Below are 24,787 nucleotides of genomic sequence, written 5' to 3' on the forward strand. Positions count from 1 at the left end.
TTATTGTAATGAAATAGATTATATAATATTTTAGATAAATACTCAAATAATCCATAAACTAATTCTAATAGAGGACAATTATGAGTAATAATAATATTGATTTATATAAGAAAGATAAGGCAATTAAACGTTATAATTTTATTAAAGAACTTGATTATACTGATAGTGAATATAAGAAGAATTTAAGAAAACATATGGCTAATCATCGTCAGAATGCTAGAGGCTTATTAAATCCACGTTTAACAGCAAAGCAGGAATTGTTGATGTATGAAATGTATGGATTTGAGAGCATGAAAAATTATGCATTAGATGTACTTAAGCAAAATATTGAATATTGCACAGTTTTAGAAGCTGACAGTCATGACAAACAAATTTCGTTAACAGAAAAATTTCTTAGAGAAAGTAATAATAAGGAATATCTTTTAACATTAAAGCCTTTCAGCACTAAAAATGGTAATTCATGGTATACTCCTGTGGATAGATTAGTTAATTGGATTGATTGTTATATGATTCAAAGAGAGGTTTTTTTTAAGTATGCTAATAAAGATGAAATCTTACTATATCTACCAAGTTATTTTCAGGATAATATCTTATCAATGATTACGTATACTGAAAATGAGGAGATGGATTTTGATAAGGATATAGATGAGATTGCTAAAGTGTATGATACATTAGTAAATGGTGTTATAGATGTACTTGAAAGTCTTCCAGAGGATAAAATGATTGATAACTTGTTTACAATGGATTATAAACAAATCAAAAAGAATAAGAAAATTATACGAGAATTAGGTAAGGATTATCTTAAATTAATGGAATAATAACTTTCATTAATTATTATTTTTTTTTTAAAAAATGAGTATGGTGAAAGAAGGGTAATTGGTTATGTAATTACTCTTCTATATTTACTGATACAAGATCGTTTTCATCTGATGCTCTTTGGAAAGCATCTATTAGTAGTGGATCTATTTTATCAGGGTTTGTTATATTTACTATTGTTTTCGTGTAGAATCCTACTAGGTAGAAGTAAATATCTTCGTAGTCACCGGTGAACTCTGGTAGGTCAAATGTTTCTTTTAGATAATTATTTTGATCTTCTTCTATTTTTTTTCCATCTATGTCGAATTTGTTCATTTTTTATTCTTCCAATTATTTTAATAACAATAGTTATATTATTTATAGTATTAAAACTTTATACTTTTTTTATCTAAAGATAAACTTTTACTATATTTTTTCTACAAAAAATAATTAAAGACTATCATCAACAGTATTATTAATTAAATCTAATTTATGAGGAATAATCTCATAATCTTCTAATTCATATCCAATATCTTCATAGCCTTCAAGTTCATCCTCAGTAAATTGTTTTCCTAGCAATCCCCCAACATCAATAATCTTATTAACTTTAAAGTTAGCAGTCACTATACCTCTATGAGTATTTTCTATGACAAAATCGTTTATAGTATCTGAAAAATGTGTTAGCACAATAGCTGTTTTCTTCTCTTTCATTTCTAACTCAGGGTCACTACCTGCAGAGCCCATTCTATCAAGAAATATCTTTGATTGTCCTGCTAAATCACCGAAATATATTGGTGCTGAGAATATGAAATAATCAGATGCTCTAATCTTATCAAGAAGTTCATTTAAATCATCATTTAATACACATCCACCACCTTGCTTGCACTTTCCACAGCCGGTACAACAGTGAATGTTATAATCATCAAGGAATAAAACCTCATTAGATCCTCCAGCATCTTCAATTCCAATGGTTAATCTATCCACAATTTTCTTAGAATTTCCATTACGTCTACATGAAGTTATTAAAGTTACTGCTTTCATTAAATCACCTTCTATTTAAAAGATTAAATTATGAAATTAATAAACTTTATTAAAATAAATTAGTCTTTAAAATTAAAAATTAGTTTACATAGCGCGGGTTTTTATAAAAAAAAGTTTATAAAGGATTAAAAATTAATCCTCCTTATTGGTTATGCCAACCATCTACAATTAAATGGTAATCAGGGGAATTATGGTTAATTTTAATAGTATAGTTATTCATATCAATAATATCTCGATTATTATTTACTATTAGATATGCATAGCCCTGACTAATATCTAGGTTATACTCAGCATAATTTTTATAACCATTACTTTCAAGTACTTTAATGTAAGTTTGTAATCTATCCTTATACTTAAATGATTTTTTATGTATCTTACCCTCTTCAATATATTCTACAGTGATTTTATTACCTACTTCATCACTAAACTTATTTCTTGCACGTTCTTTTCTGTATTTTCTTTTATCATTAATGAAGTTATGATAACTATCTTTTAAATTGTTGTAATTATTATTAATACTGTTGACGGTATTCTGAACTTTTATACTGAGATTATTGAAGAATCTTGTAAATCTACTTGTACTTCCAGGATAATTATTTTCAGGTTTTACAAAGTAATCAATCAAACTCCATAGTTTAGATAGTATAAATGATGGTTTTTTGATTGTTTTATTATCCATTTTATACATTGAGATAAAGTCAAGGAGGATTACTACTAGTAAGGGTATTGTTAGAAATCCCCATGTAAATAGATTTATTATCATTGATATAATTGACCATTGAAATAGGAATGATAATAGATAAATCCATTTAATCATGTTATTAATATTAAAATTATTATTCATATTATTATAATTTGCTTTCATTATCTTAACCTTTAATATATAGTAGTTTCATCTTTTATATACTTATTGTTATTTTATTAATTAAAGAAAAATTGAATTGAAATCATGGTTAAAATTTAATAATAAGGTATTACATAATAGTATTATACCTTTATATAATCTATATAAATTTTCAATAATAGAAATTTATGGATAATTCAAACTAAGGGATATAAACTATTTTTTTTAGGTTAATATCTAATATACATATTTCAGTTAAAGAAAATTGTTTATATTTACTAATTAAAGGTGTAATGATTATAATGAATTGGAATTTTGATTTCACAGAAAAACAGATAATCATTACAGTATTCTTTTGTATGGCATTCACAATATCAAATCTAATTACTGTTAAAATTATAGATTTACACTTTTTAGGATTAGAAGTACCAGCAGGAGTACTTATTTATCCATTAGTTTATATTTTAACAAATGTAATTACAGAAGTATATGGTGAAAAAACAGCACAAAAAACTTTAGCACTAGGTATAGCTGCTGATGTATTATTCGTATTCATGACAACATTAATATTAGTATTACCATCACCAGCATTCTATACAGGTGATTCAAGTTTACAATTTGTATTTACACAAACACCTAGAATACTAATAGCATCATACATCAGTTATCTAGCAGGTAACCTTGTAAATGCAAGAGTAACAACAATTGTAAACCGTGGAACATCCTATTTACAAATTAAAAACTTAGGAGCAATAGCTCTTGGTGAATTAATTGATAATATAATATTCATAGGATTAGCATTCATAGGATCTGTACCAGTAATTGACATAGTTATCATGATATTCAGTCACTGGGTAATCAGTTTAATATGGAATGTAATAGCACAACCATTCACTGCTAGAACAGTTAAATGGGCTGCTAAAGGAAAACCAGAAGATACTGTTAATGCATAAATAAATAGGAATGATATTCTATTTTTATTAAACATATTCTTTTTTTATTTTTTTATATACTTTTTTTATACACAATATATTCTAAGAAAAAATATATTAATCCTTTAATAAAGATTATATTGACTAGATTAAAATAAAATATAATTTTAATATTAAGGGGAAAGACTATTTTGTCGAATAACATAAATTCAATTAATAATCCGAATAATAAGTCGTTTAAGATTTCAGTAATAATGGCTGTATATAATACAGAAAATTATCTGAATCAAGCTATTGATTCGATTCTACATCAAACAATAGGCTTTAGAGAAAATATACAACTTATATTGGTTAATGATGGTAGCACTGATGATTCAGAGGATATCATGAGAAGTTACCAGGAACAGTATCCTGATAATATAATTGTTATATCGCAGGAAAATCAGGGGCAGTCCGCTGCTCGTAATAATGGTTTAAACTATGTTAGAGGTAAGATTGTTAACTTCTTAGATAGTGATGACTACATATCAGAATCCGCATTTGAGGATGTTTACTACTTCTTTTTAGAAAACTATGATAAAACAGATGTTGTATCAATACCATATTATTCATTTGGTAGAATTGAACAACCTCATAAACTAAATTATAAATATGAATCAACTAGAATAATTGATTTACTAGAAGAACCAGATAATCCACAATTATCCGCATCTTCTGCATTCATAAAATATGATGTACTTAAAGACTTTACTTTTTCAACAGATTTGGTAGGATCTGAGGACGCTTTACTTATAAATATGATTCTATTAAACAAGAAAACATTAGGTGTAGTTAATTCTGCACAATACTACTATCGAAAAAGAAAAGATGCTAGTTCTACAATAGATGTTATCTACAAGATAAAAGAAGGTTATACAGATAGATTAGAGAACTATTTCATGGAACTAATAAACTATTCTATATCAAAGGTAGGTTATGTTCCAGAATTTATCCAGTACACATTAGCATATGATTTACAGTGGATAATACAACTTCCAAACCTAAAATATGTCTTTGATAAAAAAGGAGAAATACCTGAATTTTGGAAGATAATGAATGATGTAATTAGTTACATTGAAGACGATGCTATAATTAATAACAGAGGTATAGTTTCAAACCAACATAAATCATTCCTAATATATCTAAAAAACTTAGAACTAAGATATGAGATAAAAGATGATGATATTGTATTAATGTCAGCAGATCATCAATTAGATAAACTTAAAGACCATTCATTACATATAGATATAATAGAAATTAAAAATAACACGCTAAATATATCGGGATATACTCATACTCACTTTAAATCAGATAAAATAACAATACAAGCAGTAATTAATAATAATTCAGATAGATATCTAGGAAAAATGGTACATTATCCAACTCGTGATAATGTTAAATTCTTATCAATACCATGGACATTAATTTACAATTTTGACATAAAAATACCATTAGATGTTGTAATGAATTCACAAGTCAAAATTAAAGTGAATTACCACATTGACGGAGATACAAGTAATTTCAGCAGGGACAACTTAATCTCTGATTATCTAGAAATAAAATTCTCAAAAAATGCAAGATTATCTAAAACAAGCATATACTCTGTCAGAGATTCAAAAGTTATACTGTTTAAAAATAATTCATTTTATATTAGTAAATATGATTTCTTTTCAATACTTAGACATGAAAGAAGCATATTTAAAAAGATATTACAAGAAAAAAAATTTGGATACAAAGAAATTCTAAAAATTAAACTATTATATCTACTAAAACATTTTTTAAAGGGATATAGAAAGCCAATTTATCTTTTCATGGATCGTCCAGAGCAAGGTGATGATAATGGTGAACACCTATTTAAACACGCGTTAACTTGTAATGATAACATAAGAAAATATTTCATAGTGGAAGAGGATTCTAAAACATTTAAACCAGTATCACGATTAGGTGAAGTAGTACCCTACAAATCACTAAAACATAAATTATTATTCCTATTTGCAGATAAAATTATTACTTCACATCCTGACGAACCAGTAATTAATCCATTTTTCTCATACAGTCCAAATAAGGATGAAAGACATTTTATCAGTGGTCTTGGAAATGCTGAGATATACTTTTTACAACATGGAGTGACAAAGGATAACATTTCACCTTATCTTAAAAAGTATGATAAGAACTTATCATTAATAGTAACAGTATCTGACAAAGAACATGATTCATTTATGGATGATGGATATAATTATGATGAAAATATTATTCAAACACTAGGATTTCCACGATTTGATAATCTGGAAAGTCATCCATGTAAACAAATATTAATTATTCCAACATGGCGTGATTATCTTGAAGGAAATGAAGATTTATTCATAAATTCAGGATATTATACTAAATTAAACAATCTATTAAATGATGAAAGATTAATAAAATTAGCAAAAGAATATGGCTATAAAATAGTATTCAAGCCACATCCACGTTTAATGCATAAAATAAACGAAAAAACTAATAAAAGATATATTGATTTAATAAAATTTAATCAGTATATTAGATTAAGTACAGATGATTTATATCAAGAATTATTCAGCGAATCATCATTATTAATCACTGATTACTCATCAGTATTCTTTGATTTTGCATATTTAAAGAAACCAGTAATATATTATCATCCAAATAATGATTATCATCACTCAAAAAGTTACTTTGATTATGATAAGATGGGATTTGGTAGTGTTGAGATGAATGATAAATCATTAATTAATAAAATAGCTGAATATCTTGAAAATGATTGTGAAATGGAAGATATATATAAACAGAGAATTGACCAGTTTTTTAAATTTAAGGATAAACATAATTCACAGCGTGTCTATGATTGGATAAAGAATCACTAGGTGTAATATATGAGATTAGTTATACAGAGAGTAAACAATGCAAAGGTTGAAGTAGATAATAAAGTAGTAGGTAATATTGATAAGGGCTACATGGTACTAGTAGGCTTTGGTAAACATGATACTAGAAAGGAAGCTGACTACATGGTTAATAAAATTATGCATCTACGCGTATTTGAAGATGATGAGGGACGTATGAACCTAAATATTAATGATGTTCAAGGAGAGTTATTATTAATTCCACAATTTACATTATATGGTGATGTTAGTCATAATAACAGACCCTCCTTTTCTAATGCTATGAATCCGGAGGATGCTGAGAAGTTATTTGATTATTATTGTGATAAGTGTAGTGACTATGTTCATGTTGAAAGAGGTATTTTTGGAGCTTTCATGAATGTTAGCTTGGAGAATAATGGTCCTGTAACAATTCTTGCTGATAAAGAATATAAAAAATAAGAAAAAAGAAGAGAAGGTTAATTTAGCTAAATATTTCATTAGTTGCATCTGCTGCTGGGTCAAATTCCTCTGATACTTCTTTCATATATTTTGGTATATCCATGTGTTGTGGACATTGTTCTACACATGCTCCACATTTTATACAATCAGATGCTCTACCATATTCATCTCTTGTTATATAACTAAGGTAGTAGTTGAGTTGCTATGAGAAACCTTTCCATTCGGTCTGTTTTTCTGTATTATATAATTCAAAGTATTTAGATATGTATATATTTTTTGGACAACTGTTTATACAGTAATCACAGGACGTACATGGTATTGCTATTGCTGAATGAATAATATCTGCTACATTGTTTATTATTTCCTGTTCTTCATTATTAATTGGTTTAAGATTATTAAATGTTTCTAGATTATCCTCTAATTGTTCTTGATTACTTATTCCACTTAATACCATCATAACGTTATCTAATTCTGCTACAAATCTCAATGCCCATTACTCCACTTAATACCCTCATAACGTTATCTAATTCTGCTACAAATCTCAATGCCCATGATGCGGGTGATGCTTCACTATTATATTCTTTCATTAATTTTTCTGCTTTCGGTGGTACATTTGCTAAGGATCCACCTTTAACTGGTTCCATTATTATTACTGGTTTTTCGTATTTTTTTGATAGTTCATAGCATTTTCTTGCTTCTACTCCATTATCTTCCCAGTCAAGGTAGTTTAGTTGTAATTGTATGAATTCTATTTCGGGTGTTCTTTTAGGATTTTTTCCAGGTATTTAGAGTTATCGTGCATTGATATTCCAATGTTTTTTATTTGTCCTACTTCTTTTTTGTCTGCTATGAATTTGAAGCAATCAGCTATATCTAATGCTTTATCTGTCCATGAGCAGAGGTTGTGTAACATATAATAATCAAAGTATTCTACTCCTGTTCTTTCTATTTGTTCATTGAATAATTTTTCTAAATCTCTGGTTTTTTAACAAAGAATAGTGGAAATTTATCTGAAATTATGTAGGATTCTCTTGGATATCTTTTTACTACTCCTTCTTTAAATGCTACTTCACTTTTTCCATTATGGTAAGGGTATGCTGTGTCGAAGTAGTTGTATCCATTTTCCATGTAGGTATCTATTATTTTATTTAATTGTTCTTGGTCTATGTGTTCAGGGTTTTCATCTATTTGAGGTAATCTCATCATTCCGAATCCGAATTTTTTCATCATATCACTCCTCATTATTTAATTTTATATTAATTCTTGTTTTTAAATATTCACATATATGAATATAATAATTATGTAAGGAATAATTGTATTCTTTGATTAAATCATTTTATAATAAAATAGAGAGGTTTATATAAGATAATAAATTAAATATCTACTAATGAAAAACGGAGGTGTACTTATGGACATCGGTAATTGGGAGATTAACACACCTGCAATAATCATGATATTATTAGGTATTTTAGCATTAATCTTTCCAGCTGCATCAACTCAGACTATAGGTATAATAGTAGGTATATTATTCTTATTAATAGCAATTGTTTTAATCATAGCAGGTTTTGCTGAGATTGCTGTTTCAAGAGCTTTTGCAGGTTTTACATTGATAATAGCGATATTATGTATATTATTAAGTTATTTCTTAATGTTTAATCCGGCATCAGTTGCAATACTTGTAAGTGTAATAATATATTTACTTGGTATTATAATGATTATAGTTGGAATATTTAACTTAGTAACAGGTCAACTATTTAAACCATTAAGTGCAATGGGTATCACCGGATTAATATTTGGTATATTATTCATAGTAATAGGAGTCTTTGTAAGAAATCCTACTGTATTAGGTATAATAGTTGGTCTATGGCTAATAATATCAGGAATACTATCAATTTATGGAGATAATGATAAAAATTATATAGACATCTAATCTCCTTATTTAATTATTTTTTTTTAACCTATTTTTTCTTTTATTTTATTAACTAATTTTAATAGTAAATATTAACACTTATTTTTAATATAACATAAATTAATAACAATAATAAATATTTCTTTTTAGAAAAATCAGTATTAGAACCATAGAAATAATAAATGAGGTTAGATATTAATGGATTCAGTAGGTATGGATAAAATAAATGATTTAACAGAAGGTCCATTATTTGATGAGTTTATCAAGGCAACAGGTCTAACAAGTGATGATGCAATGTATCTTAAAAATCAATTAATAGATGATTATAATAATTATAGAATCAATGAAGATAGTGTGGAAGACCGTTTAAATGAATTAGTTAATACTATCTTAATTAGCAAGGGATATGATATTGGTTTGGATCCTGAGGAGAAACTCTTAACTTATTACTATAATCAAGATTATACATTAATGCATTGCACAGTATGTGGTAATCCAATACTCTATAATGATAATTACTGTAGCAAGTGTGGTAGTAGAACACAATATCATTCTAATACAAGTTTAGGCTTCTTTAATAATAGAAAGATTAATAATATTCCTGATAATAATACAATTCAAGAGGATTTCTCAGATAATACTGTAAATGAAATAATGTTTGATGATAATGTATTTAAGTATGCTATTGTAACGTATTTAAATATTTTAAATGATCCAAGTAGTGATAATTTGGATGATAACACATTTAACTACTATAATACCACTATTGATGATGTGAAACAGTTCTCATTAGATAATAATCTGATTAATGAAAGTGTTACTAAAGAGAATTTTCTCTCATTAGCAAATGGACTTAGTGTATCTCAATTAAAACAAATATTATCTGGCTATAAAATAGATACTAATGGAAATAAAATAGATTTAATAACACGTTTAATTGATAATCTTAATATAACAAATCTTAAAAAGATATTTGACACTAGAGCATATATATTGACTTCACAGGGATTGAATTTAATTATAGATAATCCACAGATATACTTCTACAATAAATTTCTAAAAACATACTCCTTAGAAAAATTTCAGCAACTATACCAGGAAAACAAAGATACATTGAATCTATCACAAATAGGCTTATTATACATGAATAACTATCGAAAGGAATATGCAAATAAACTAAAATGGGGATTATACAAGAATACATACTATGTAGACTATAATATATTCAAATATACAAATAAGAAAAACCCACAATTACTAAGCTTACTGAAAATACTCACATGTGATATAAACCTATGGGAAGACAACATACTTGATAAAGATTCACTACTACTAGCACCAGCAATAACAAATAATATATGTAAAATAGTTTATGATGAAAAGATACAACAAAGTGATTTGAAAGAATTTTTCATAAAAGCAGTAGATAGTCTTGAAATACCTGCATTACTCTTATCAAAAGAAGCAATGTTCCAATACTTAATAAAAATAATAAATAAAGAGCCACTTGATAAAATACAGGAAGAAATAAAAGAAAAATATAATAATTTAGAATCCAAGTATCATTTTGATAATCTAACACAACAACAGGAAGTAGTATATACTATTAATACCTTAATTAACTAACCTCTGTTTGCTTGTTCAAAGTTACCTGATAACATATATACAGTAATTATACCACTTGGACTCTGACTAAGCTCATTAAAAGTATTAATAATGATAGATTTAATAGCTTTCATCTTCTCCTTTCCGGTTTTATATTTAGGTTTATTATTTAACTCTGAATGTCCGGTACTAGGAATCATATGATCTTTCTTAAAAATATAATTAATTTCTTTTAAAAAATTTTCATCAAAGAAGGTTTTTAAAATATTAATAACATCATCAGCAATAGAATTGCCTAAAACATACATCTGCTCTACGATATTACTATCCAGGTTATTCATAGCTAATATTTGCACGACAGATTCATAATCCTTAGCAATATTATTAGTGAAATATCCCTCACATGTATAAGCAAGATATTCATTAGCAACTTTATGATACTGGTCAATCAGTACCATGTAAGCTACAAAACCCTCAATAAAGTCTGTTTTTCTAGAATCTAAAAAGTACATAATTAATTGTTCAAATATCTCACTAAATAAGTGGTGAGATAATTCATGTATTAATGTACAAATTTTCATTGATTCATTCAAATCGTTATCAATATAGATACTATTATAATTATAATATCCATAAACTCCATCTGCCTTATCATATCCTACCTTAGAGTATTGTTTTACAAGTTTTATTAGCTTATTAAGACAAGGTTCATTACTATATCTATTAAGATTCATCAAACCCATATCACGGATACTACGTATTATTTTATTATAAATATCTTCAGTTAACTCAGTATCAACAAGTTTAGACAGATTCTCATTTGTAAAGAACGTGTCACTATCATTATATTCAGCTCCATCTTTTATTCTTCTAGATTTCAAGACAGAGCCACAGTTTATACAATACTTTAATAGTGGATAATTCTCAGTACCACAATATGAACAATATTTACTATACTTCATTTTCTATCAAATCTTTCGATAATTGAATATCCTATTTTCATATTAAATAATTATAAAAAAATATTTTTGGAATAATATACTTATTCAAGCATATCATTAACAGTTTTAATCTTTGCATTTAATGTTCTATTTTCAACATCTCTTCTATCATCAACTTTAATAACAGTATATACTCTACCAGTTCCAGCAGTAAATACTGCTTCCTGAGCTTTAGCTATTGCAGTATATAATTCTTTATAATTATCTGCTTCAATTTGAGTTCCCATACCTGTTAACTGATAATTTAATCCTGAATCTTTTATTGCTTGAACTGCTTTTGTTACAAATTCTTTACATTCTGTATTATCTATTCCAACTGGTAATATTGCAAAATCTGCTGTTATCATCATTATCACATCCTAATATTAAATTTTATATAATTTTCCATATTTCATTATAGTTTCTTCATTCATCTTATATAATTCATCAATGAGGTATGTTCTAAAGGATCCACTCCCTTCATTGTTAATCTGTACTTTTCTATAAGCTTTTTCTCCAGCTATTGCCATTGATAAACTACCCATAATTGCAGCATCTAATGGGTTAGTAACAGCTGTAAATGAGCCTATTACACAGGTTAACATACAGCCGCTACCCGTGATTTTTGACATGATTGGTTCACCATTATCTATTAAGTAAACATCTTTTCCATCAGAAATCATATCTACGGGTCCAGATACAGCTATTATAGTATTTAAATTGCTGGCTATTTTTTTTATAATCTCACAGTTTTCCTTCATATTCATTTTATTTATAATATCATCATCAGCTACATCTACTCCTTTTGCTTTAGCATTATCCTCAATGATATCATATAAGTAGCCTATTGCCTTGATTTCAGACATGTTTCCTCTTATAACTGAGACAGATGACCTGTTTATAATATCTATTGTTGTATCATTTCTTAGTTTTGATACACCAACAGCCACTGGGTCTAATACTAAGGGGGTTCCTGTTTCTTTTGTATGTGTTGCTGCTACTTGCATAGGTTCTATCTGGTCTTCTAATAGTGTTCCTAGATTGATAACTGTTGTTCCTGCAATTTCAACAAATTCTTTCATTTCAGGAGTTTCATTTGCCATGGAAGGAGATCCACCTATTGCTAGTACTGCATTAGCACAGTCATTTATTGTAACATAATTTGTTATACAATGTATTAGTGGACATTTAGTTCGTAGTTTTTCTATTGTTTTACTACATTCACATAATTTTTCTTTATCTATCTTTGTCATATTGTTTCCTCTATTGTTTCTATTATTATCTTTGTTATTGGTAATTAATAATTATTATATATTAATAATGATAGAATAAAATAAATGTGAAGAAAATTATTGTATTATGATTAAAATGAAAACTAAAATTTGTCCTAGATGTGGCTCGGAGAATATAGAGTGGATTATACCACAAAATTGGTCTATGTGGTCATGTAATAATTGTGATTATACTGGTCCTGTAATTGAAGTAGATGAAGCTGTTGAAAAACAATTACAGGAAAACTGGAAAAATCACAAGAATGAAATATTAAATAAAAATAAGAATGATGAAGATGATGAAGAGGATGATTTATCTGATGAAGAATTAGAGGAGAAGTTAGATAAATTATTTGATGATTAAAATCATTTAATTATTTTCTTTTAGTTTCTTTTTCTTAGCTTTTAATTCTTCTTCTTTTTTGTTTCTTTTATCTACTTCTATCTTGTTAATTTTGGATTGTTTTCTTTCATAATAAGTTATTGGTATTAATATTAGAATTATTATGATTGCTGCTATTGTTATTCCAAAATATTTTCTAATTATTTCTTCTATAAATAATAGTAAAGGTAGTAGTATTATAAAACCTATACTTGCTGATTTAAAGGTTATTCCATGTGTCCATTTACATTTTTCTTTTGTTTTTCCTATAAATGGATCTGGCTGTTCTTTTTTTACTCCTTCATATTCACCTAATGATTTTGGAATCATATATAATGCATATATAAATGTTAGTAGTATAATATGTCCTGATATTTCTGTTATTGACAATATTTTATTCTCCAATCATATTTTTTTAGTAATTATACTTATGTTATAAGCTATATTTTAAGTTTAACCTAAATTTGTATTTATTATAAAAAAAGTAAGATATTAGAAATTAAGTTTAATTCCTAACATATTAGCAATGAAATGAAGGAGTATATTAATATCAGAGAAAAAACCATTATACTGTTTATTATGGATATTTGACATGAAATCTTCCATACGATCATCCAATTCTCGTCTATATGTAGTATTGTTATAATCATGCTCCGTGAAGTAATGTATTTGGACAGCATAATTTCCATCTTCTCTATGGAAGATATACGTCACGCCCATATTACTATTATTTGTCTCAGGTCCCCTGGAAGGATTCTTGAAATATTCTCTAGATACATTATTACCTCCTAAGTTAACAGTAGTACTATTCACCACTTCATAGTTTCCATGTTCTAATTCTCTTAATTTTCCCTCAGATACACTTGTTATATGACCTTCTGGCCAGTCATCCCATAAATCCCATACAACATAACGATTAGTAATAGAGTTATTGGTTTTAGCTTTATCAGTCCAGTTTACTTGTTCTGTAGTATTCCAGGCCTGTGGAACATTAACAGTACTATTTCCAAAAGTAAGTTGGTTCTCTGTATTCCAAGATAAAATAGTGTTAACAGCACTTAAATTAGTAATTATATAAATAAATATTATAACTATAATAAAGCTAATTAACATATCCTTCTTTCTCATTTTTTCCCTCTAATCTTTGATTTTTATTTTCTTCATTTTCTATGCCTTTATGGGTAGTTTTAGCCCATCTTCTCTCAACTCTTGTTATCATATCCCACATTGTTATAAAGAACAAGGGGATTAAGTGGAAACAATAAATCCAATACTCTATTAAATCCTTGATAAATTTAAGATATTTCTTGTCATCACGTATAAGTGCAATACTTATTCCAGGGAAAAATCCAACCGCTGAAATAATACCAATTATTAAAGGTGCTTCCATACGGATAACCGTAGGTATATGTAACACAAACCATCCAATTATATTAATGATAAATATTAAAAAACCAACGAAAATGAATAAATTAAATGCATAATTACTTATATGGAAAATAATACCCACCTTTTTGTAGAAAGGTAATTTACATGTAAGAATTCTGGAGAAATAAACAAATAATGTTTCGAAGTTACCCATAGCCCAGCGAACTCTTTGTTTCATAAAGTCATGCCAATTATCAACAGCTTCCTGGTAAACAGAAACCTCTGGACAATATCTTATCTCTCCACCACTAATTAATAGTTTAACACTTAGATTTAAATCTTCAGTAACAGCAAATCCATCCCATTTACCTGCTTTAATTATTGCATCTTTTTTAACAAATTGACCATTTCCGCCAAGAAATCCATTAAATTTAAGATTATCTTTAGCTCTAAGTATGTTTCCAAAACCTGAAAATTCTACATCTTGCATGTTAGTTAGGAAATTATAATCTTTATTATACATTCTTACTCGACATTGAACACCCTGTACTTTAGGATTATTTAGATATGGGATCAATTTAGTTAAAAAATCTGGTTTTACCCATGTATCAGCATCGAAAACTCCTAGAATAGAACCATAAGATAATGCTAATGCATCATTGAGTACAAATCCCTTACCTTTACCTGATTTAGGTGGTTTACGAGTAATTATTCTTAAATGAGGATATTCCTTCTTAAGATCAGATAAAATTTCACCAGTTTTATCATCAGAACCATCATTTACCACGATAAGCTCATAATTAGGTTTACCATTATATGTATAATCCATATTCACAATACTTCTAACGGTATCTTCAATAGTATACTGTTCATTATGTGCTGGAATAATAATTGATACAAATGGTGGTTTATCATAGGGTTTTGGTTCTTCCATTTTAAATAAACTTATCACTGCTAGAAATATCATCATTACAGAAGGAATAAAAATAATCCATTGCAGGAATGTTACATTCTTTGCTATAATACCTGATATTATAAGAATTATTGAAAGAACTAGAAGTAATCCAGAATATAATTTCTCAATACCTAATTCAATATTTTTCTTAGTCATCCTTGATTTAACATCAATTACTGTTTTCACGTTAGATGTGTGTTTTTTAAGAGCAACTTTAATAACAAATTTAATTTCATTAGTTGAATATTCATCAAAAATAAATCCATAATTTGTCTCTATAAAATTACTTTGAGTTAAATTATCCTCGATATTGAAGATATAAATTATAGGAATATCTAATTTGTTAATTAATTTACCTAACTCTTCACCATTTTTTTTACCATTTATATCTAAACTTAAAAAAACAATATCTGGCAAATTCTCCTCGATAAAGTAAAGAGCTTCTTCACTATTATCTGAAATACCTACAAGATCATAATGCTCATTTGTTAATGTTTTTTCAATGTTTCTTATAGCTTTTTTATTCTTAGAAACAATATATACCTTAGGAATTCTTTCATTTAGGCTCTTGATAGTCGGTTCATCATTAATATTTATAGTTAATTCTTTAGCATCATCAACATCTTTTAATGAAGAAATTTCACTATTAGCAATTTCATAAATAAGATTATCATCAGATATATTTTTATCTAAATCTACTGTTTTATTACCTTCATCAAAAGATTTATCCTCAGTGAAATCAATACTATTATCAGAATTTTGTCTTTTATTAACTTCTTTCTGGTTTGAATCATCTTTATTTAAAAAACTATCTAATTTTAAATTTTCATTATAATCATCCAATATTACACCTCTTTTATTTTTTTAATGTAAAAAAAAAATAATCTCATTTGATGTGAAAAAATATTTCATTAGATTTTTGTTTTAATAAAGGGTTAAAACCTATGATATTTTTATTAATCTTTTAGAATTGTATATATCTTATTTAAATTAATCTAAAAGTATTATTTAATATTTACTCTTATTGATATTAATAGTTTAGTCTATTTTAAATAAATAAAGAGTACGTTCTATTTTTCTGTTTATGAAATAAAAAAAATATTGATTTAAATTAAAAAAAATATAAAGAAAATAGATATTTCTCAAATATAATAAGTAGGAAAGAATATTTTTCCATTTATATTAAATAGTAATAATTTTGATAGAAAAAAAAGCAATATACTAAATTTAAATGAAATAAGAAATAGAAAATTTAATAAAATTAGATCTTTATTTTTTTACAAATCCATGGGCAATGTTAAGCTTTTCAGCATCGATTTTCGCACGTTTAATTGCAAAGTCTATACTCATACCAATAGTTTTCTTATTAAATGGCTTTGAAATAAATCCATAAACAGATAAATCATTTATTATCTTATTAAATGTATCATCATCAGTGTATGCGGTTAGAAAAATAACCGGTAAATTAAGTTCTGAAAGTTTTTTAGCTGCTTCGATACCATTCATTTCACCTTTCAATTTAATATCCATAATTGTTAAATCAGGTGATGTCTCAGCTGCAATATTAATTGCATCTTGACCATTATCTGTGATATCTATAACGTTATAGCCTAATTCTTCAAGAGTAAATTTTAAATCGAGTGCTGTAATTGATTCATCTTCTACAATTAATATAGTATTTTTCATAAAAATCATCTAAATATTTGACTTGAAAAAATTTTTATAAATTAATTATTTTAAGATTTAATATCATGATAATATTGTCTTATTTTTCCTTAAATCATGATTAAACTAGATATTTTAAATATTTTTTTAAAATCTAATATAAAAGAATATGAAAGTCCTTTTTATTATTACTTCGAGAATTATTTTATCTATTATAATTTAAATATTTATTTATTTTTAACTTTATAAAATATTATTTTAAAGCCAGCCAGTAAAGTTATTATGGAAAAATTAATTAACCTAATCTGTTAACTTGCTTTTTTTTATAAAAAAAATTAGAAATGGATTATTAAATAATTATATTAATTTAACATGACTCAATACTTCTATATATTAAAATTTTATAGGATTCAACTATCTAATATAGAATTGATTTTTTTAAATAAGTCCTCGAAAGTAAATGGTTTATCTATAAATTGCACTTTTCCCGTTTCTATTAACTCATCTAATTCTTTTGTATGATCCTGACCAGAAATGAAAATAAATTTATAATCATCATCTTTATATTTATTGTAAATATCCATTCCATTGTAACCATGTTTCAGTTTTAAATCTATAATAATTATATCCGGTTTTTTATCTGGAATGTATTCTAATGCTTTATAATAATCATCAGTTTGATAAACAGTAAATCCTTTATCTATTAATTTATAAGATAAATCTAAAGCTATTATAGCTTCATCTTCGATTACCATGATCTTTGTTATTTTAACACACTCCTTTATTAGTTTTTACGATAAGGAAATTTAATTTTTGAAATAAAACCTTTTTCATGTTTGTTGATAATAATTATTTTACCATCAATTTGTTTAACTAGAGCTGTTATAAGTATTTGACCTAATGAGTCACCATTATCACTGTCGTTTAATCCAATACCGTTATCTTTATATGTAAACAGGATATTTTCGCCTTCTGTTTCTAAATGACAAAAGATTTCTTTTTCACCTTCAAAATCATCAGGAAAAGCATGTTTAATTGAATTTATACACTCTTCGTTAAGAATTAATAATAATGGAATCATTGTCTGAACATCTAATGATAAATCTTCTTCAATAGTATACTTGAAATCGATTTCGAAACTAGAGTACATTTCTGAAAAGAGGTCTTTAAATTGATTAAAGAAGCTAGATAAATCAACATATCCCAAATCATTTCCATGATAGATTTTTTCATGTATCAAGGCCATTGAAGAGATAAATAGTTTCATAGAATCAATTATACTATGATCAGAATATCCAAATCTTTGTTGAAGATTTATTAAACTATTTAAAATTTGTAAGTTATTCTTAACTCTGTGATGAACTTCTTTAAGTAATAAATCCTTTTGTTTGGATGTTTCCATAAGACCTATTTTATCTTCAATTACTCCTTTATCATGTATAATAGTAACAAATAATCCTGGTTTATCATCTATAGTAACACTTACTAAGTATGCTGTAAACATATTATCTTTTCACCTGTATCATAAAAAATATTATCTATAAAAGCAGATTTAAACTTAGTATCTTTTAAAGCATTATTTAATTGCTGAACACGTTCAATAGTATTTTCATAATCGATAATTCGACTAAAAAACGTATTTATAAATTTTTTCCATTCGAAATTATCTAAATAGTTATTTCCAAATCCCAGAAGATTAAAAAAGTTATCTTCATATTTAATTTCATGATTATCCAATGTGAAACATAAGCAAGAAACAACTTCATCAACGTCTTTATTAATAAATAAATGTACATTGAAAAAAGGTTCAAAGTCTTTAATTAACTCTTTTTTTTCTTCATTATTCATGCTATCCCAACATTATCTAGAAAATTGATGAAATATTTTTTTTATAAATTCTTCATATTCTGTTAAAACGTTCTATGAGTTATATTATATACCTTTTTTGTATTTTCTTTTAAATGAATGATAGTATCCTATTTCAACTTATTTTTAAGATTAAATGATTATTGTTAAAGTTATGACTTTAATAATCTTTTTCAAAACCTTTTTTAATTAAATTATATTATCTAATTAATATGATTAAACAGGGATAATGATTCAATTGAACTGATAAGTTATACGTTCAAGTTATAAAATTTTTTGATAAATCATTATTTCTAGTTAATCTTTAGTTTGAGTGAAAAATACTTAGATTTTTAAGAAAAATTAATAGTTAAGTTATAACATATATTTTATTATAATATTAAACAATTAGTAATCGAGGCAGAAAAATGTGTACAGCAGCAAATTATATATCAAAAGACCATTATTTCGGACGTAATTTTGATTATGAATTGTCCTATAATGAAAAAATTACTATAACTCCTAGAAATTATCCTTTGGAATTTAGAGTTGAAGATACAATAGATAATCATTATGCTTTTATTGGTGTTACTGCTGGTATAGAAACTTATCCATTATATTATGATGCAACAAATGAAAAAGGATTAAGTGTTGCCGGTTTAAACTTCAGTGAGTTTGCAGATTATAAAGAGGTAGATAATGAAAAAACTAACGTAGCATCTTTTGAATTTATTCCATGGATATTATCACAATGTAGTAATGTTAAAGAAGCAAGAAAACTACTGGATAATCTAAACATAGTCAACATTCAATTTTCAGACGAACTTCCTAATTCATCACTGCACTGGATTATCTCTGATAGGAATGAATCCATCACTGTAGAAACAGTTAAAGAAGGATTAAAAGTTTATGATAATCCAGTAGGCGTTTTAACAAATAATCCTCCATTTGATAAACAACTATTTAACTTAAACAATTATAGATATTTATCTAGTAAAACACCAGACAACACATTTAGTACAGAATTAGATTTAATGCCATACAGTAGAGGAATGGGTGGATTAGGATTACCGGGGGATTTATCTTCAATGTCCAGGTTTGTAAAAGCAAGTTTTACTAAAATGAATTCATTATCCAGTGAAGATGAACTTGAAAGTGTAAGTCAATTCTTCCACATTTTAGGATCAGTAGAACAACAAAGAGGCCTTGCATTTATCAGTGAACCAGATAAATATGAAATTACAATATATTCTTCATGCGTAAATACTGATAAAGGAATTTATTATTATAAAACATATGAAAATAGTCAAATTAATGCAGTTAACATGAATAATGAAGATTTAAACTCTGATACATTAATATCATATCCATTAATTAATAAACAAAATGTAAATTATCAAAATTAGGATATTAGATAAAATTCTTGATTATTTTCTATCCAATTCCTTTTTTTCAAAGAAGATTACATCTATTATATATGATCAGTGATATTCTGCTATTTTCTTGTTAAAACTTGTAAAATAAAATTTAACTTAAGTATATACTCTTTTATTAATATATATTATTAGATTCTTTTGTTTATCTTAAATAATTCCTGATTAATAATATAAAACAATAATATACTTAATTTATTATAATAAAATAATTTAAACATTGATTAAAAAAAATGAGTAAAGGATAACTATTTTTTAGAAATATTAAATTTACTATTTCTTTCTATCCTATAAATTAAAAGTTACATGTTTGTGTTCCTGATTCAATATTTAGATAACAAGTTACACTATCTGATCCACTAGGACCTGAAATAGTAACTACACATGTATCTGGATAATATTTAGATGCTACAGCAGCGGTTACATGGACATAACCATCAGAATCAACGGTTTTTGAAACATCATTACCATCATTTAAGGTATTACCGTCACGTGAATATAAAGTACTAATAGTAACAGATTCCCCGGCATGTTCCTTACCTACATATACATCTGCATGACTCTTACTACTTAAACTAGAACCTGTAGTAATTTGTACTTGTTGAATATTCATAGATGTAGCTGTTGTTGCTGTAGTATTTGCAGGATTACTTGCAGTACTATTAGCTGTACTGCCATTTGATGTAGAATTAACAGTACTGTTATTTTGTTGAAGGTTTATTGCTTGTTCTGGATGAGTTAAATCAGAATTCGTGATAAACGTGTAAATACCGAATGCACCAATAGCTACAACAGCCACTATAATAATTGCAATTATAACGCCACTAGATTCTCTCAAAATAATACTCTCCAATTATATTAGTTTAATATAATTATTATTTTTCTTAAAACTAAGTAATAAAATTTCACATAGAACCAGGATATAAATATAATTTTTAAATATCTAATTGTATATAGAAGTAAACAAGAAGTAATAATAATTATTTAGAAGGGTGAATATTATTCCTGATAATCTAACTATAATAACAATGATAATATTATGGGTATTCTTATGTGTAATTTCACAATTATTCAACATAATAATATTATTATTAATAGCAGTAGCTTTAATACTCTATTTCATAGCTTATATTATAATATATAGACCATTTAAGATACTAAGACAGAAACATAAGGACAGTGTTGAAATAGATAATATTCATAATCAGAGATTATTGTCCCTTGATGATGAATCTGAGAATAATAAGGAGTATACTGAGCAAGCATATATCAGTAATGTAAATCCTAAATTCGTATACTATCATAATAAAAGCAATGATTCAATAACCCTTCTAAACAGAGATAATGGTAATTTATGGTTAATACAACCATCTAACAGAAATAAGGAATATCCTAAATATAAACTAAAATATCAGAGAACAGATAAAGCTATTGACATGATTGAAGAGTTGTTAGCTAATGATGAGGATTACTTCGAAAAAGATGGGTTATTACTAACTAGTAACTATTATCTTGAGAACAAAATATTACCTGGAAATTTCACATAAAATTTCCATTTTTACTTTAACTCTTTTTTTCTTAAATAAATTATACATTTAGATAAACTACGTATGATAATTAATTTTACTTGAAAAATGTATAATATAATACAATAACTAAATAACATTTATTAATTAAATAAATCATATAATAATATATATAATCAACAATAGGGGTGATATTTTATGTATAAAAAAATATTATTACCAACAGATGGTTCTAAAAATTCATACAAAGCAATAAAACATGCATATGAAATAGCTAAAGATGAGGATGCAGAAATACTAGTATTAAATGTAGTGGATAGTAAACATCTAACTAGCCTTCCAGAAGATGCATTAACTGATGAAGCACTATCTGTATTTGAAAAACAAAGTGAAGTAGTAACAGAAAGAGTAGTAAAGCAGATAGAAGAGATTGATTCAGACTTTGCTACTAAAGTATCAACACTATCAGTAGAAGGAAACCCAGTAGATGCAATACTAAAAGTCAGTGAGAAAAAAGACATAGACTTAATAGTAATTGCAAGCAGTGGTAAACACATGCTAGACAGATTCCTTTTAGGAAGTGTAACAGAAAAAACAATCAGATACTCAAAAGTACCTGTACTAGTAATACCTACAACAGAAAAATAAATATTTTAGGATATCTATCCTAAATATATTTCTTAAAACTCATTTTTTTAGATTATTATTGAACAATATCAATAATTTATAATAAATTTTTACATTAACTATTATTAAATAATATATGCTTTTTATAATGATTAATAATCATGTGATGTAACAAAACATTTATATATTAAAATTAATTAATATTCCTATAAGAAAAGATTATAGAATTATAGTTTTTTACTAAAAGTTTATACCTAATGGATTATAAATGTATATTCATGGAAAAATTTAATAATAAAATTGAAAAACATTTAGAACTTTCAGAAATTTCAGACATGCTGAAAGAGTACAAGGAATATTACACTGTTTATAGGCGTCTTTTGTTAATTAACATGGTTGCAAATGGTGAAAGTATTGCTAAAGCCTCAAAAAACATTAATATTTCAAGAAAAACAGGCGAACGTTGGGTCAAACAATATAATGAAAATGGCGTTGATGGTTTATTTTCAAATTATTCCAATTGTGGAAGAAAATCATATTTAACTGATCAACAATTAAAAGAATTGAATGAAATCATAACTGGAAATGAAGAGAAATATAATTTAAAAGATGTACGAAACTTAATTAAAGAAAAATATGGTATAACATATAGTGAGAAGCAAGTATGGGTTATTACAAGACAAAAATTAAATTTAAACTATGGAAAACCATTCATTAAATACAACACACGTCCTAAGAATCCTGAAGAAGATCTTAAAAAAAACTAAAGACAACAGACATACAAACAGAATATTTTGCTTTTTTAGATGAAACATCTTGTCAAAATGTTCCAAATGTTACAAGAATATTATATGCTCCTGGAGAAAAAAATATACAAACAAAACATCCAGTAAAATTTGGAATAAATGTAACTGGATTTCAAGGAATCAATTGCAACTCATATATGGAGGTAAATACAAAAAACAATGCATTTCACTTTGTAATTACCTTATGCCATTACCGTATTGAAAACATGACTAATAGATTAGGTAAACAATTAATCAAAGATGCAATAAACAATGAAAACTTATCTGATGAAAAAATAAAAAAATATCTATCCTCTAAATCACTAAATGAAATGGATTTGATAAATAAAATCAATGATGAACTATATAATGACAATTCCAAACAAATTTCCATAGAAAAAATTCAAAAGATTTGCAGGAAAGAAGACAACAACAATTCAAGAAAAATAGGGTATGAAAAAAGATTAAGATTACTGAATAACCTATCAAATCCAAAAATAATGGAAATAAACTCAAAAGAAAAAAGAATAAATATTATTTTAGATAACGCAAGAATACATCATGCTAAAATTGTTGAAAAAGCCTGTGAAATATTGAACATAAATTTAATCTTTTTAAAACCATATTGCCCTGATTTAAATCCAATTGAAGATGTATGGCGTAAAATTAAATCTAAAATATATAAATCAATGTATGAAAATTTAAACAAATTAATAGAAATATTTGAACGTGAATTCTATAAAATAGTTGATTTAACATCATTTTACACAAATTGGGTTAATGAATATTTAGGTATAAACATTTGGTAAAATACTATAATTGATTTTTAAAAAAATGTTATATCTTCAATAAACTTATTCTAAAAGAAATTAAAGTGAATAGCAAAAATAAAAGATAATCATTAAATATACTTCTTTTCTCTACTTATTAAAGATAAAAATTATTTAATTATGCACATGGTGAAATTATGGCTTTATTTGATAAATTAGCAGGATATGCAAGTGTAGAAACAGGTACCGATTACGTATCAGAATTCTTTGTAGAAGGAGAAGAAATCATACAACAATTTCAATTCCTACGAGACCAAATTATACTAACAAACTATGGAATATATGATGTAGATGTACAAGGATTAACAGGAAAAAAGGTAGAAGTAAAATTCTTCCCGAAAGATACAATAAAAACAATATCATTTGAAACAGCAGGTACACTAGATTTTGATGTAGACATAAAAATAGGTGTAACAAACAATACAACAGTAACAGCAGAAGGAGCAGCATTCAGTGCACCTCTTTCATTTAAAGTACCCTCAGAACAAGCAAATGAAGCAAAACAAATTGTTAATCTAGTAAAAATACATTACTTATTATAAAAATAGATTACATATTTTATTTCTTTTTTTATTTTTATATATACTACTAATTTTGGAATTTTTTTTTTAAAAATA

Annotated in this window: 32 protein-coding genes; 13 read left to right on the forward strand and 19 right to left on the reverse strand. The window is 26.0% G+C overall.

All coding sequences use genetic code 11. From position 1 onward, the window contains the following. The first annotated feature begins 80 nt into the window (after window positions 1–80). Window positions 81–818 (forward strand): hypothetical protein, encoded by a 738-nt coding sequence (locus OTK55_RS06035; protein ID WP_274871230.1) that lies wholly within the window; start codon window positions 81–83, stop codon window positions 816–818. A 70-nt stretch (window positions 819–888) separates the two neighbouring features. Here the strand turns inward: OTK55_RS06035 and OTK55_RS06040 are convergent, their stop codons facing one another. The 3 genes from OTK55_RS06040 to OTK55_RS06050 form a co-directional block, all read right to left on the reverse strand. Then, window positions 889–1,131 (reverse strand): hypothetical protein, encoded by a 243-nt coding sequence (locus OTK55_RS06040; RefSeq protein WP_274871231.1) that lies wholly within the window; start codon window positions 1,129–1,131, stop codon window positions 889–891. 114 nt (window positions 1,132–1,245) lie between these two features. Continuing rightward, a complete protein-coding gene (locus OTK55_RS06045; protein ID WP_274871232.1) occupies window positions 1,246–1,836 on the reverse strand; it encodes a flavodoxin family protein in 591 nt (196 codons plus the stop codon). A 142-nt stretch (window positions 1,837–1,978) separates the two neighbouring features. Beyond that, on the reverse strand, window positions 1,979–2,701 hold the full coding sequence (locus OTK55_RS06050; protein WP_274871233.1) for a hypothetical protein: 723 nt from the start codon (window positions 2,699–2,701) through the stop codon (window positions 1,979–1,981). A 281-nt stretch (window positions 2,702–2,982) separates the two neighbouring features. Here OTK55_RS06050 and OTK55_RS06055 point away from each other — a divergent pair, with 281 nt between their 5' ends. From OTK55_RS06055 to dtd, 3 genes are all read left to right on the forward strand, one after another. Next, window positions 2,983–3,633: a queuosine precursor transporter gene (locus OTK55_RS06055; RefSeq protein WP_274871235.1), complete on the forward strand. Its 651-nt coding sequence runs from the start codon at window positions 2,983–2,985 to the stop codon at window positions 3,631–3,633. 170 nt (window positions 3,634–3,803) lie between these two features. Further along, window positions 3,804–6,533, forward strand: coding sequence for a bifunctional glycosyltransferase/CDP-glycerol:glycerophosphate glycerophosphotransferase (locus OTK55_RS06060; RefSeq protein ID WP_274871237.1), 2,730 nt, complete (start codon window positions 3,804–3,806; stop codon window positions 6,531–6,533). A 9-nt stretch (window positions 6,534–6,542) separates the two neighbouring features. Continuing rightward, complete coding sequence (gene dtd, locus OTK55_RS06065; RefSeq protein ID WP_274871238.1) at window positions 6,543–6,989, forward strand: D-aminoacyl-tRNA deacylase; 447 nt, start codon at window positions 6,543–6,545, stop codon at window positions 6,987–6,989. A gap of 22 nt (window positions 6,990–7,011) precedes the next feature. On the opposite strand, the gene OTK55_RS06070 is transcribed toward dtd, so the two are convergent. The 5 genes from OTK55_RS06070 to OTK55_RS06090 all read right to left on the reverse strand — a co-directional run bounded on the left by OTK55_RS06070 (window position 7,012) and on the right by OTK55_RS06090 (window position 8,216). Beyond that, window positions 7,012–7,167: a 4Fe-4S dicluster domain-containing protein gene (locus tag OTK55_RS06070; RefSeq protein WP_326520468.1), complete on the reverse strand. Its 156-nt coding sequence runs from the start codon at window positions 7,165–7,167 to the stop codon at window positions 7,012–7,014. Between the two features lie 24 nt (window positions 7,168–7,191). Continuing rightward, a complete protein-coding gene (locus OTK55_RS06075; protein WP_274871239.1) occupies window positions 7,192–7,476 on the reverse strand; it encodes a hypothetical protein in 285 nt (94 codons plus the stop codon). Further along, the gene (locus OTK55_RS06080) at window positions 7,451–7,633 is read right to left on the reverse strand and encodes a hypothetical protein (RefSeq protein WP_274871241.1); all 183 of its coding nucleotides are present in this window, start codon (window positions 7,631–7,633) and stop codon (window positions 7,451–7,453) included. The genes OTK55_RS06075 and OTK55_RS06080 overlap by 26 nt, the downstream gene beginning before the upstream one ends. A gap of 104 nt (window positions 7,634–7,737) precedes the next feature. Continuing rightward, window positions 7,738–7,938, reverse strand: coding sequence for an aldo/keto reductase (locus tag OTK55_RS06085; RefSeq protein WP_274871778.1), 201 nt, complete (start codon window positions 7,936–7,938; stop codon window positions 7,738–7,740). Window positions 7,939–7,958: 20 nt separating this feature from the next. Beyond that, window positions 7,959–8,216: an aldo/keto reductase gene (locus tag OTK55_RS06090; protein ID WP_274871242.1), complete on the reverse strand. Its 258-nt coding sequence runs from the start codon at window positions 8,214–8,216 to the stop codon at window positions 7,959–7,961. Window positions 8,217–8,397: 181 nt separating this feature from the next. Between OTK55_RS06090 and OTK55_RS06095 the strand changes: the two genes are divergently transcribed. Both OTK55_RS06095 and OTK55_RS06100 read left to right on the forward strand, forming a co-directional pair. Continuing rightward, a complete protein-coding gene (locus OTK55_RS06095; RefSeq protein WP_274871245.1) occupies window positions 8,398–8,919 on the forward strand; it encodes a DUF308 domain-containing protein in 522 nt (173 codons plus the stop codon). 177 nt (window positions 8,920–9,096) lie between these two features. After that, the gene (locus OTK55_RS06100) at window positions 9,097–10,524 is read left to right on the forward strand and encodes an SAP domain-containing protein (protein WP_274871246.1); all 1,428 of its coding nucleotides are present in this window, start codon (window positions 9,097–9,099) and stop codon (window positions 10,522–10,524) included. Here OTK55_RS06100 and OTK55_RS06105 read toward each other — a convergent pair. The 3 genes from OTK55_RS06105 to thiM all read right to left on the reverse strand — a co-directional run bounded on the left by OTK55_RS06105 (window position 10,521) and on the right by thiM (window position 12,736). Next, complete coding sequence (locus OTK55_RS06105; RefSeq protein WP_274871247.1) at window positions 10,521–11,465, reverse strand: zinc ribbon domain-containing protein; 945 nt, start codon at window positions 11,463–11,465, stop codon at window positions 10,521–10,523. The genes OTK55_RS06100 and OTK55_RS06105 overlap by 4 nt on opposite strands. 80 nt (window positions 11,466–11,545) lie before the next feature. Next, window positions 11,546–11,851 carry an MTH1187 family thiamine-binding protein gene (locus OTK55_RS06110; RefSeq protein ID WP_274871779.1) on the reverse strand — a complete coding sequence of 102 codons (306 nt, stop codon included), beginning with the start codon at window positions 11,849–11,851 and terminating at the stop codon, window positions 11,546–11,548. An 18-nt stretch (window positions 11,852–11,869) separates the two neighbouring features. Then, complete coding sequence (thiM, locus tag OTK55_RS06115; protein WP_274871248.1) at window positions 11,870–12,736, reverse strand: hydroxyethylthiazole kinase; 867 nt, start codon at window positions 12,734–12,736, stop codon at window positions 11,870–11,872. Between the two features lie 106 nt (window positions 12,737–12,842). Here thiM and OTK55_RS06120 point away from each other — a divergent pair, with 106 nt between their 5' ends. Further along, a complete protein-coding gene (locus OTK55_RS06120; protein ID WP_274871249.1) occupies window positions 12,843–13,118 on the forward strand; it encodes a hypothetical protein in 276 nt (91 codons plus the stop codon). Between the two features lie 6 nt (window positions 13,119–13,124). Here the strand turns inward: OTK55_RS06120 and OTK55_RS06125 are convergent, their stop codons facing one another. The 7 genes from OTK55_RS06125 to OTK55_RS06155 all read right to left on the reverse strand — a co-directional run bounded on the left by OTK55_RS06125 (window position 13,125) and on the right by OTK55_RS06155 (window position 18,972). Continuing rightward, the gene (locus tag OTK55_RS06125) at window positions 13,125–13,526 is read right to left on the reverse strand and encodes a hypothetical protein (RefSeq protein WP_274871250.1); all 402 of its coding nucleotides are present in this window, start codon (window positions 13,524–13,526) and stop codon (window positions 13,125–13,127) included. Window positions 13,527–13,628: 102 nt separating this feature from the next. Next, window positions 13,629–14,264, reverse strand: coding sequence for a hypothetical protein (locus tag OTK55_RS06130; RefSeq protein ID WP_274871251.1), 636 nt, complete (start codon window positions 14,262–14,264; stop codon window positions 13,629–13,631). Then, entirely contained in the window at window positions 14,239–16,302 is a 2,064-nt protein-coding gene (locus OTK55_RS06135) for a glycosyltransferase (protein ID WP_274871252.1), read from the reverse strand. The genes OTK55_RS06130 and OTK55_RS06135 overlap by 26 nt, the downstream gene beginning before the upstream one ends. Window positions 16,303–16,728: 426 nt before the next feature. After that, window positions 16,729–17,145 carry a response regulator gene (locus OTK55_RS06140; protein WP_274871254.1) on the reverse strand — a complete coding sequence of 139 codons (417 nt, stop codon included), beginning with the start codon at window positions 17,143–17,145 and terminating at the stop codon, window positions 16,729–16,731. A 389-nt stretch (window positions 17,146–17,534) separates the two neighbouring features. Next, window positions 17,535–17,879, reverse strand: a complete 345-nt coding sequence (locus OTK55_RS06145) for a response regulator (protein WP_274871256.1) — start codon at window positions 17,877–17,879, stop codon at window positions 17,535–17,537. Between the two features lie 29 nt (window positions 17,880–17,908). Next, window positions 17,909–18,628: a sensor histidine kinase gene (locus OTK55_RS06150; protein WP_274871257.1), complete on the reverse strand. Its 720-nt coding sequence runs from the start codon at window positions 18,626–18,628 to the stop codon at window positions 17,909–17,911. Then, complete coding sequence (locus OTK55_RS06155) at window positions 18,610–18,972, reverse strand: hypothetical protein (RefSeq protein ID WP_274871258.1); 363 nt, start codon at window positions 18,970–18,972, stop codon at window positions 18,610–18,612. Before OTK55_RS06155 ends, OTK55_RS06150 begins: the two co-directional genes overlap by 19 nt. 425 nt (window positions 18,973–19,397) lie before the next feature. Between OTK55_RS06155 and bsh the strand changes: the two genes are divergently transcribed. Further along, entirely contained in the window at window positions 19,398–20,375 is a 978-nt protein-coding gene (bsh, locus tag OTK55_RS06160; protein WP_274871259.1) for a choloylglycine hydrolase, read from the forward strand. 322 nt (window positions 20,376–20,697) lie between these two features. Here the strand turns inward: bsh and OTK55_RS06165 are convergent, their stop codons facing one another. Beyond that, the gene (locus OTK55_RS06165; RefSeq protein WP_274871260.1) at window positions 20,698–21,240 is read right to left on the reverse strand and encodes a hypothetical protein; all 543 of its coding nucleotides are present in this window, start codon (window positions 21,238–21,240) and stop codon (window positions 20,698–20,700) included. Window positions 21,241–21,394: 154 nt separating this feature from the next. Here OTK55_RS06165 and OTK55_RS06170 point away from each other — a divergent pair, with 154 nt between their 5' ends. The 5 genes from OTK55_RS06170 (at window position 21,395) to OTK55_RS06190 (ending at window position 24,712) form a co-directional block, all read left to right on the forward strand. After that, window positions 21,395–21,949 carry a hypothetical protein gene (locus tag OTK55_RS06170; RefSeq protein ID WP_274871262.1) on the forward strand — a complete coding sequence of 185 codons (555 nt, stop codon included), beginning with the start codon at window positions 21,395–21,397 and terminating at the stop codon, window positions 21,947–21,949. 177 nt (window positions 21,950–22,126) lie between these two features. Then, window positions 22,127–22,576: a universal stress protein gene (locus tag OTK55_RS06175; protein ID WP_274871264.1), complete on the forward strand. Its 450-nt coding sequence runs from the start codon at window positions 22,127–22,129 to the stop codon at window positions 22,574–22,576. 257 nt (window positions 22,577–22,833) lie between these two features. Further along, window positions 22,834–23,322 carry a helix-turn-helix domain-containing protein gene (locus OTK55_RS06180; RefSeq protein ID WP_274870716.1) on the forward strand — a complete coding sequence of 163 codons (489 nt, stop codon included), beginning with the start codon at window positions 22,834–22,836 and terminating at the stop codon, window positions 23,320–23,322. A gap of 176 nt (window positions 23,323–23,498) precedes the next feature. Next, window positions 23,499–24,149, forward strand: a complete 651-nt coding sequence (locus OTK55_RS06185) for a transposase (protein WP_274870718.1) — start codon at window positions 23,499–23,501, stop codon at window positions 24,147–24,149. 158 nt (window positions 24,150–24,307) lie between these two features. Continuing rightward, the gene (locus OTK55_RS06190) at window positions 24,308–24,712 is read left to right on the forward strand and encodes a PH domain-containing protein (protein ID WP_274871265.1); all 405 of its coding nucleotides are present in this window, start codon (window positions 24,308–24,310) and stop codon (window positions 24,710–24,712) included. The last annotated feature ends 75 nt before the right edge of the window (window positions 24,713–24,787 follow it).

The sequence above is a fragment of the Candidatus Methanosphaera massiliense genome (assembly GCF_028890305.1).
Taxonomy (GTDB): domain Archaea; phylum Methanobacteriota; class Methanobacteria; order Methanobacteriales; family Methanobacteriaceae; genus Methanosphaera; species Methanosphaera massiliense.

Bases quoted from the DNA above. Each gene is read 5' to 3' on its own strand.
- OTK55_RS06095 (WP_274871245.1), top strand. From the start codon at position 8,398: ATGGACATCGGTAATTGGGAGATTAACACACCTGCAATAATCATGATA.
- OTK55_RS06045 (WP_274871232.1), bottom strand. From the start codon at position 1,836: ATGAAAGCAGTAACTTTAATAACTTCATGTAGACGTAATGGAAATTCT.
- OTK55_RS06190 (WP_274871265.1), top strand. From the start codon at position 24,308: ATGGCTTTATTTGATAAATTAGCAGGATATGCAAGTGTAGAAACAGGT.
- dtd (WP_274871238.1), top strand. From the start codon at position 6,543: ATGAGATTAGTTATACAGAGAGTAAACAATGCAAAGGTTGAAGTAGAT.
- bsh (WP_274871259.1), top strand. From the start codon at position 19,398: ATGTGTACAGCAGCAAATTATATATCAAAAGACCATTATTTCGGACGT.
- OTK55_RS06145 (WP_274871256.1), bottom strand. From the start codon at position 17,879: ATGGTAATCGAAGATGAAGCTATAATAGCTTTAGATTTATCTTATAAA.
- OTK55_RS06130 (WP_274871251.1), bottom strand. From the start codon at position 14,264: ATGAGAAAGAAGGATATGTTAATTAGCTTTATTATAGTTATAATATTT.
- OTK55_RS06175 (WP_274871264.1), top strand. From the start codon at position 22,127: ATGTATAAAAAAATATTATTACCAACAGATGGTTCTAAAAATTCATAC.
- OTK55_RS06185 (WP_274870718.1), top strand. From the start codon at position 23,499: ATGGAGGTAAATACAAAAAACAATGCATTTCACTTTGTAATTACCTTA.
- OTK55_RS06055 (WP_274871235.1), top strand. From the start codon at position 2,983: ATGAATTGGAATTTTGATTTCACAGAAAAACAGATAATCATTACAGTA.
- OTK55_RS06040 (WP_274871231.1), bottom strand. From the start codon at position 1,131: ATGAACAAATTCGACATAGATGGAAAAAAAATAGAAGAAGATCAAAAT.
- OTK55_RS06150 (WP_274871257.1), bottom strand. From the start codon at position 18,628: ATGTTTACAGCATACTTAGTAAGTGTTACTATAGATGATAAACCAGGA.
- OTK55_RS06035 (WP_274871230.1), top strand. From the start codon at position 81: ATGAGTAATAATAATATTGATTTATATAAGAAAGATAAGGCAATTAAA.
- OTK55_RS06120 (WP_274871249.1), top strand. From the start codon at position 12,843: ATGATTAAAATGAAAACTAAAATTTGTCCTAGATGTGGCTCGGAGAAT.
- OTK55_RS06180 (WP_274870716.1), top strand. From the start codon at position 22,834: ATGGAAAAATTTAATAATAAAATTGAAAAACATTTAGAACTTTCAGAA.
- OTK55_RS06090 (WP_274871242.1), bottom strand. From the start codon at position 8,216: ATGAAAAAATTCGGATTCGGAATGATGAGATTACCTCAAATAGATGAA.
- OTK55_RS06140 (WP_274871254.1), bottom strand. From the start codon at position 17,145: ATGAAAAATACTATATTAATTGTAGAAGATGAATCAATTACAGCACTC.
- OTK55_RS06155 (WP_274871258.1), bottom strand. From the start codon at position 18,972: ATGAATAATGAAGAAAAAAAAGAGTTAATTAAAGACTTTGAACCTTTT.
- thiM (WP_274871248.1), bottom strand. From the start codon at position 12,736: ATGACAAAGATAGATAAAGAAAAATTATGTGAATGTAGTAAAACAATA.
- OTK55_RS06100 (WP_274871246.1), top strand. From the start codon at position 9,097: ATGGATTCAGTAGGTATGGATAAAATAAATGATTTAACAGAAGGTCCA.
- OTK55_RS06080 (WP_274871241.1), bottom strand. From the start codon at position 7,633: ATGGAACCAGTTAAAGGTGGATCCTTAGCAAATGTACCACCGAAAGCA.
- OTK55_RS06050 (WP_274871233.1), bottom strand. From the start codon at position 2,701: ATGAAAGCAAATTATAATAATATGAATAATAATTTTAATATTAATAAC.
- OTK55_RS06105 (WP_274871247.1), bottom strand. From the start codon at position 11,465: ATGAAGTATAGTAAATATTGTTCATATTGTGGTACTGAGAATTATCCA.
- OTK55_RS06110 (WP_274871779.1), bottom strand. From the start codon at position 11,851: ATGATAACAGCAGATTTTGCAATATTACCAGTTGGAATAGATAATACA.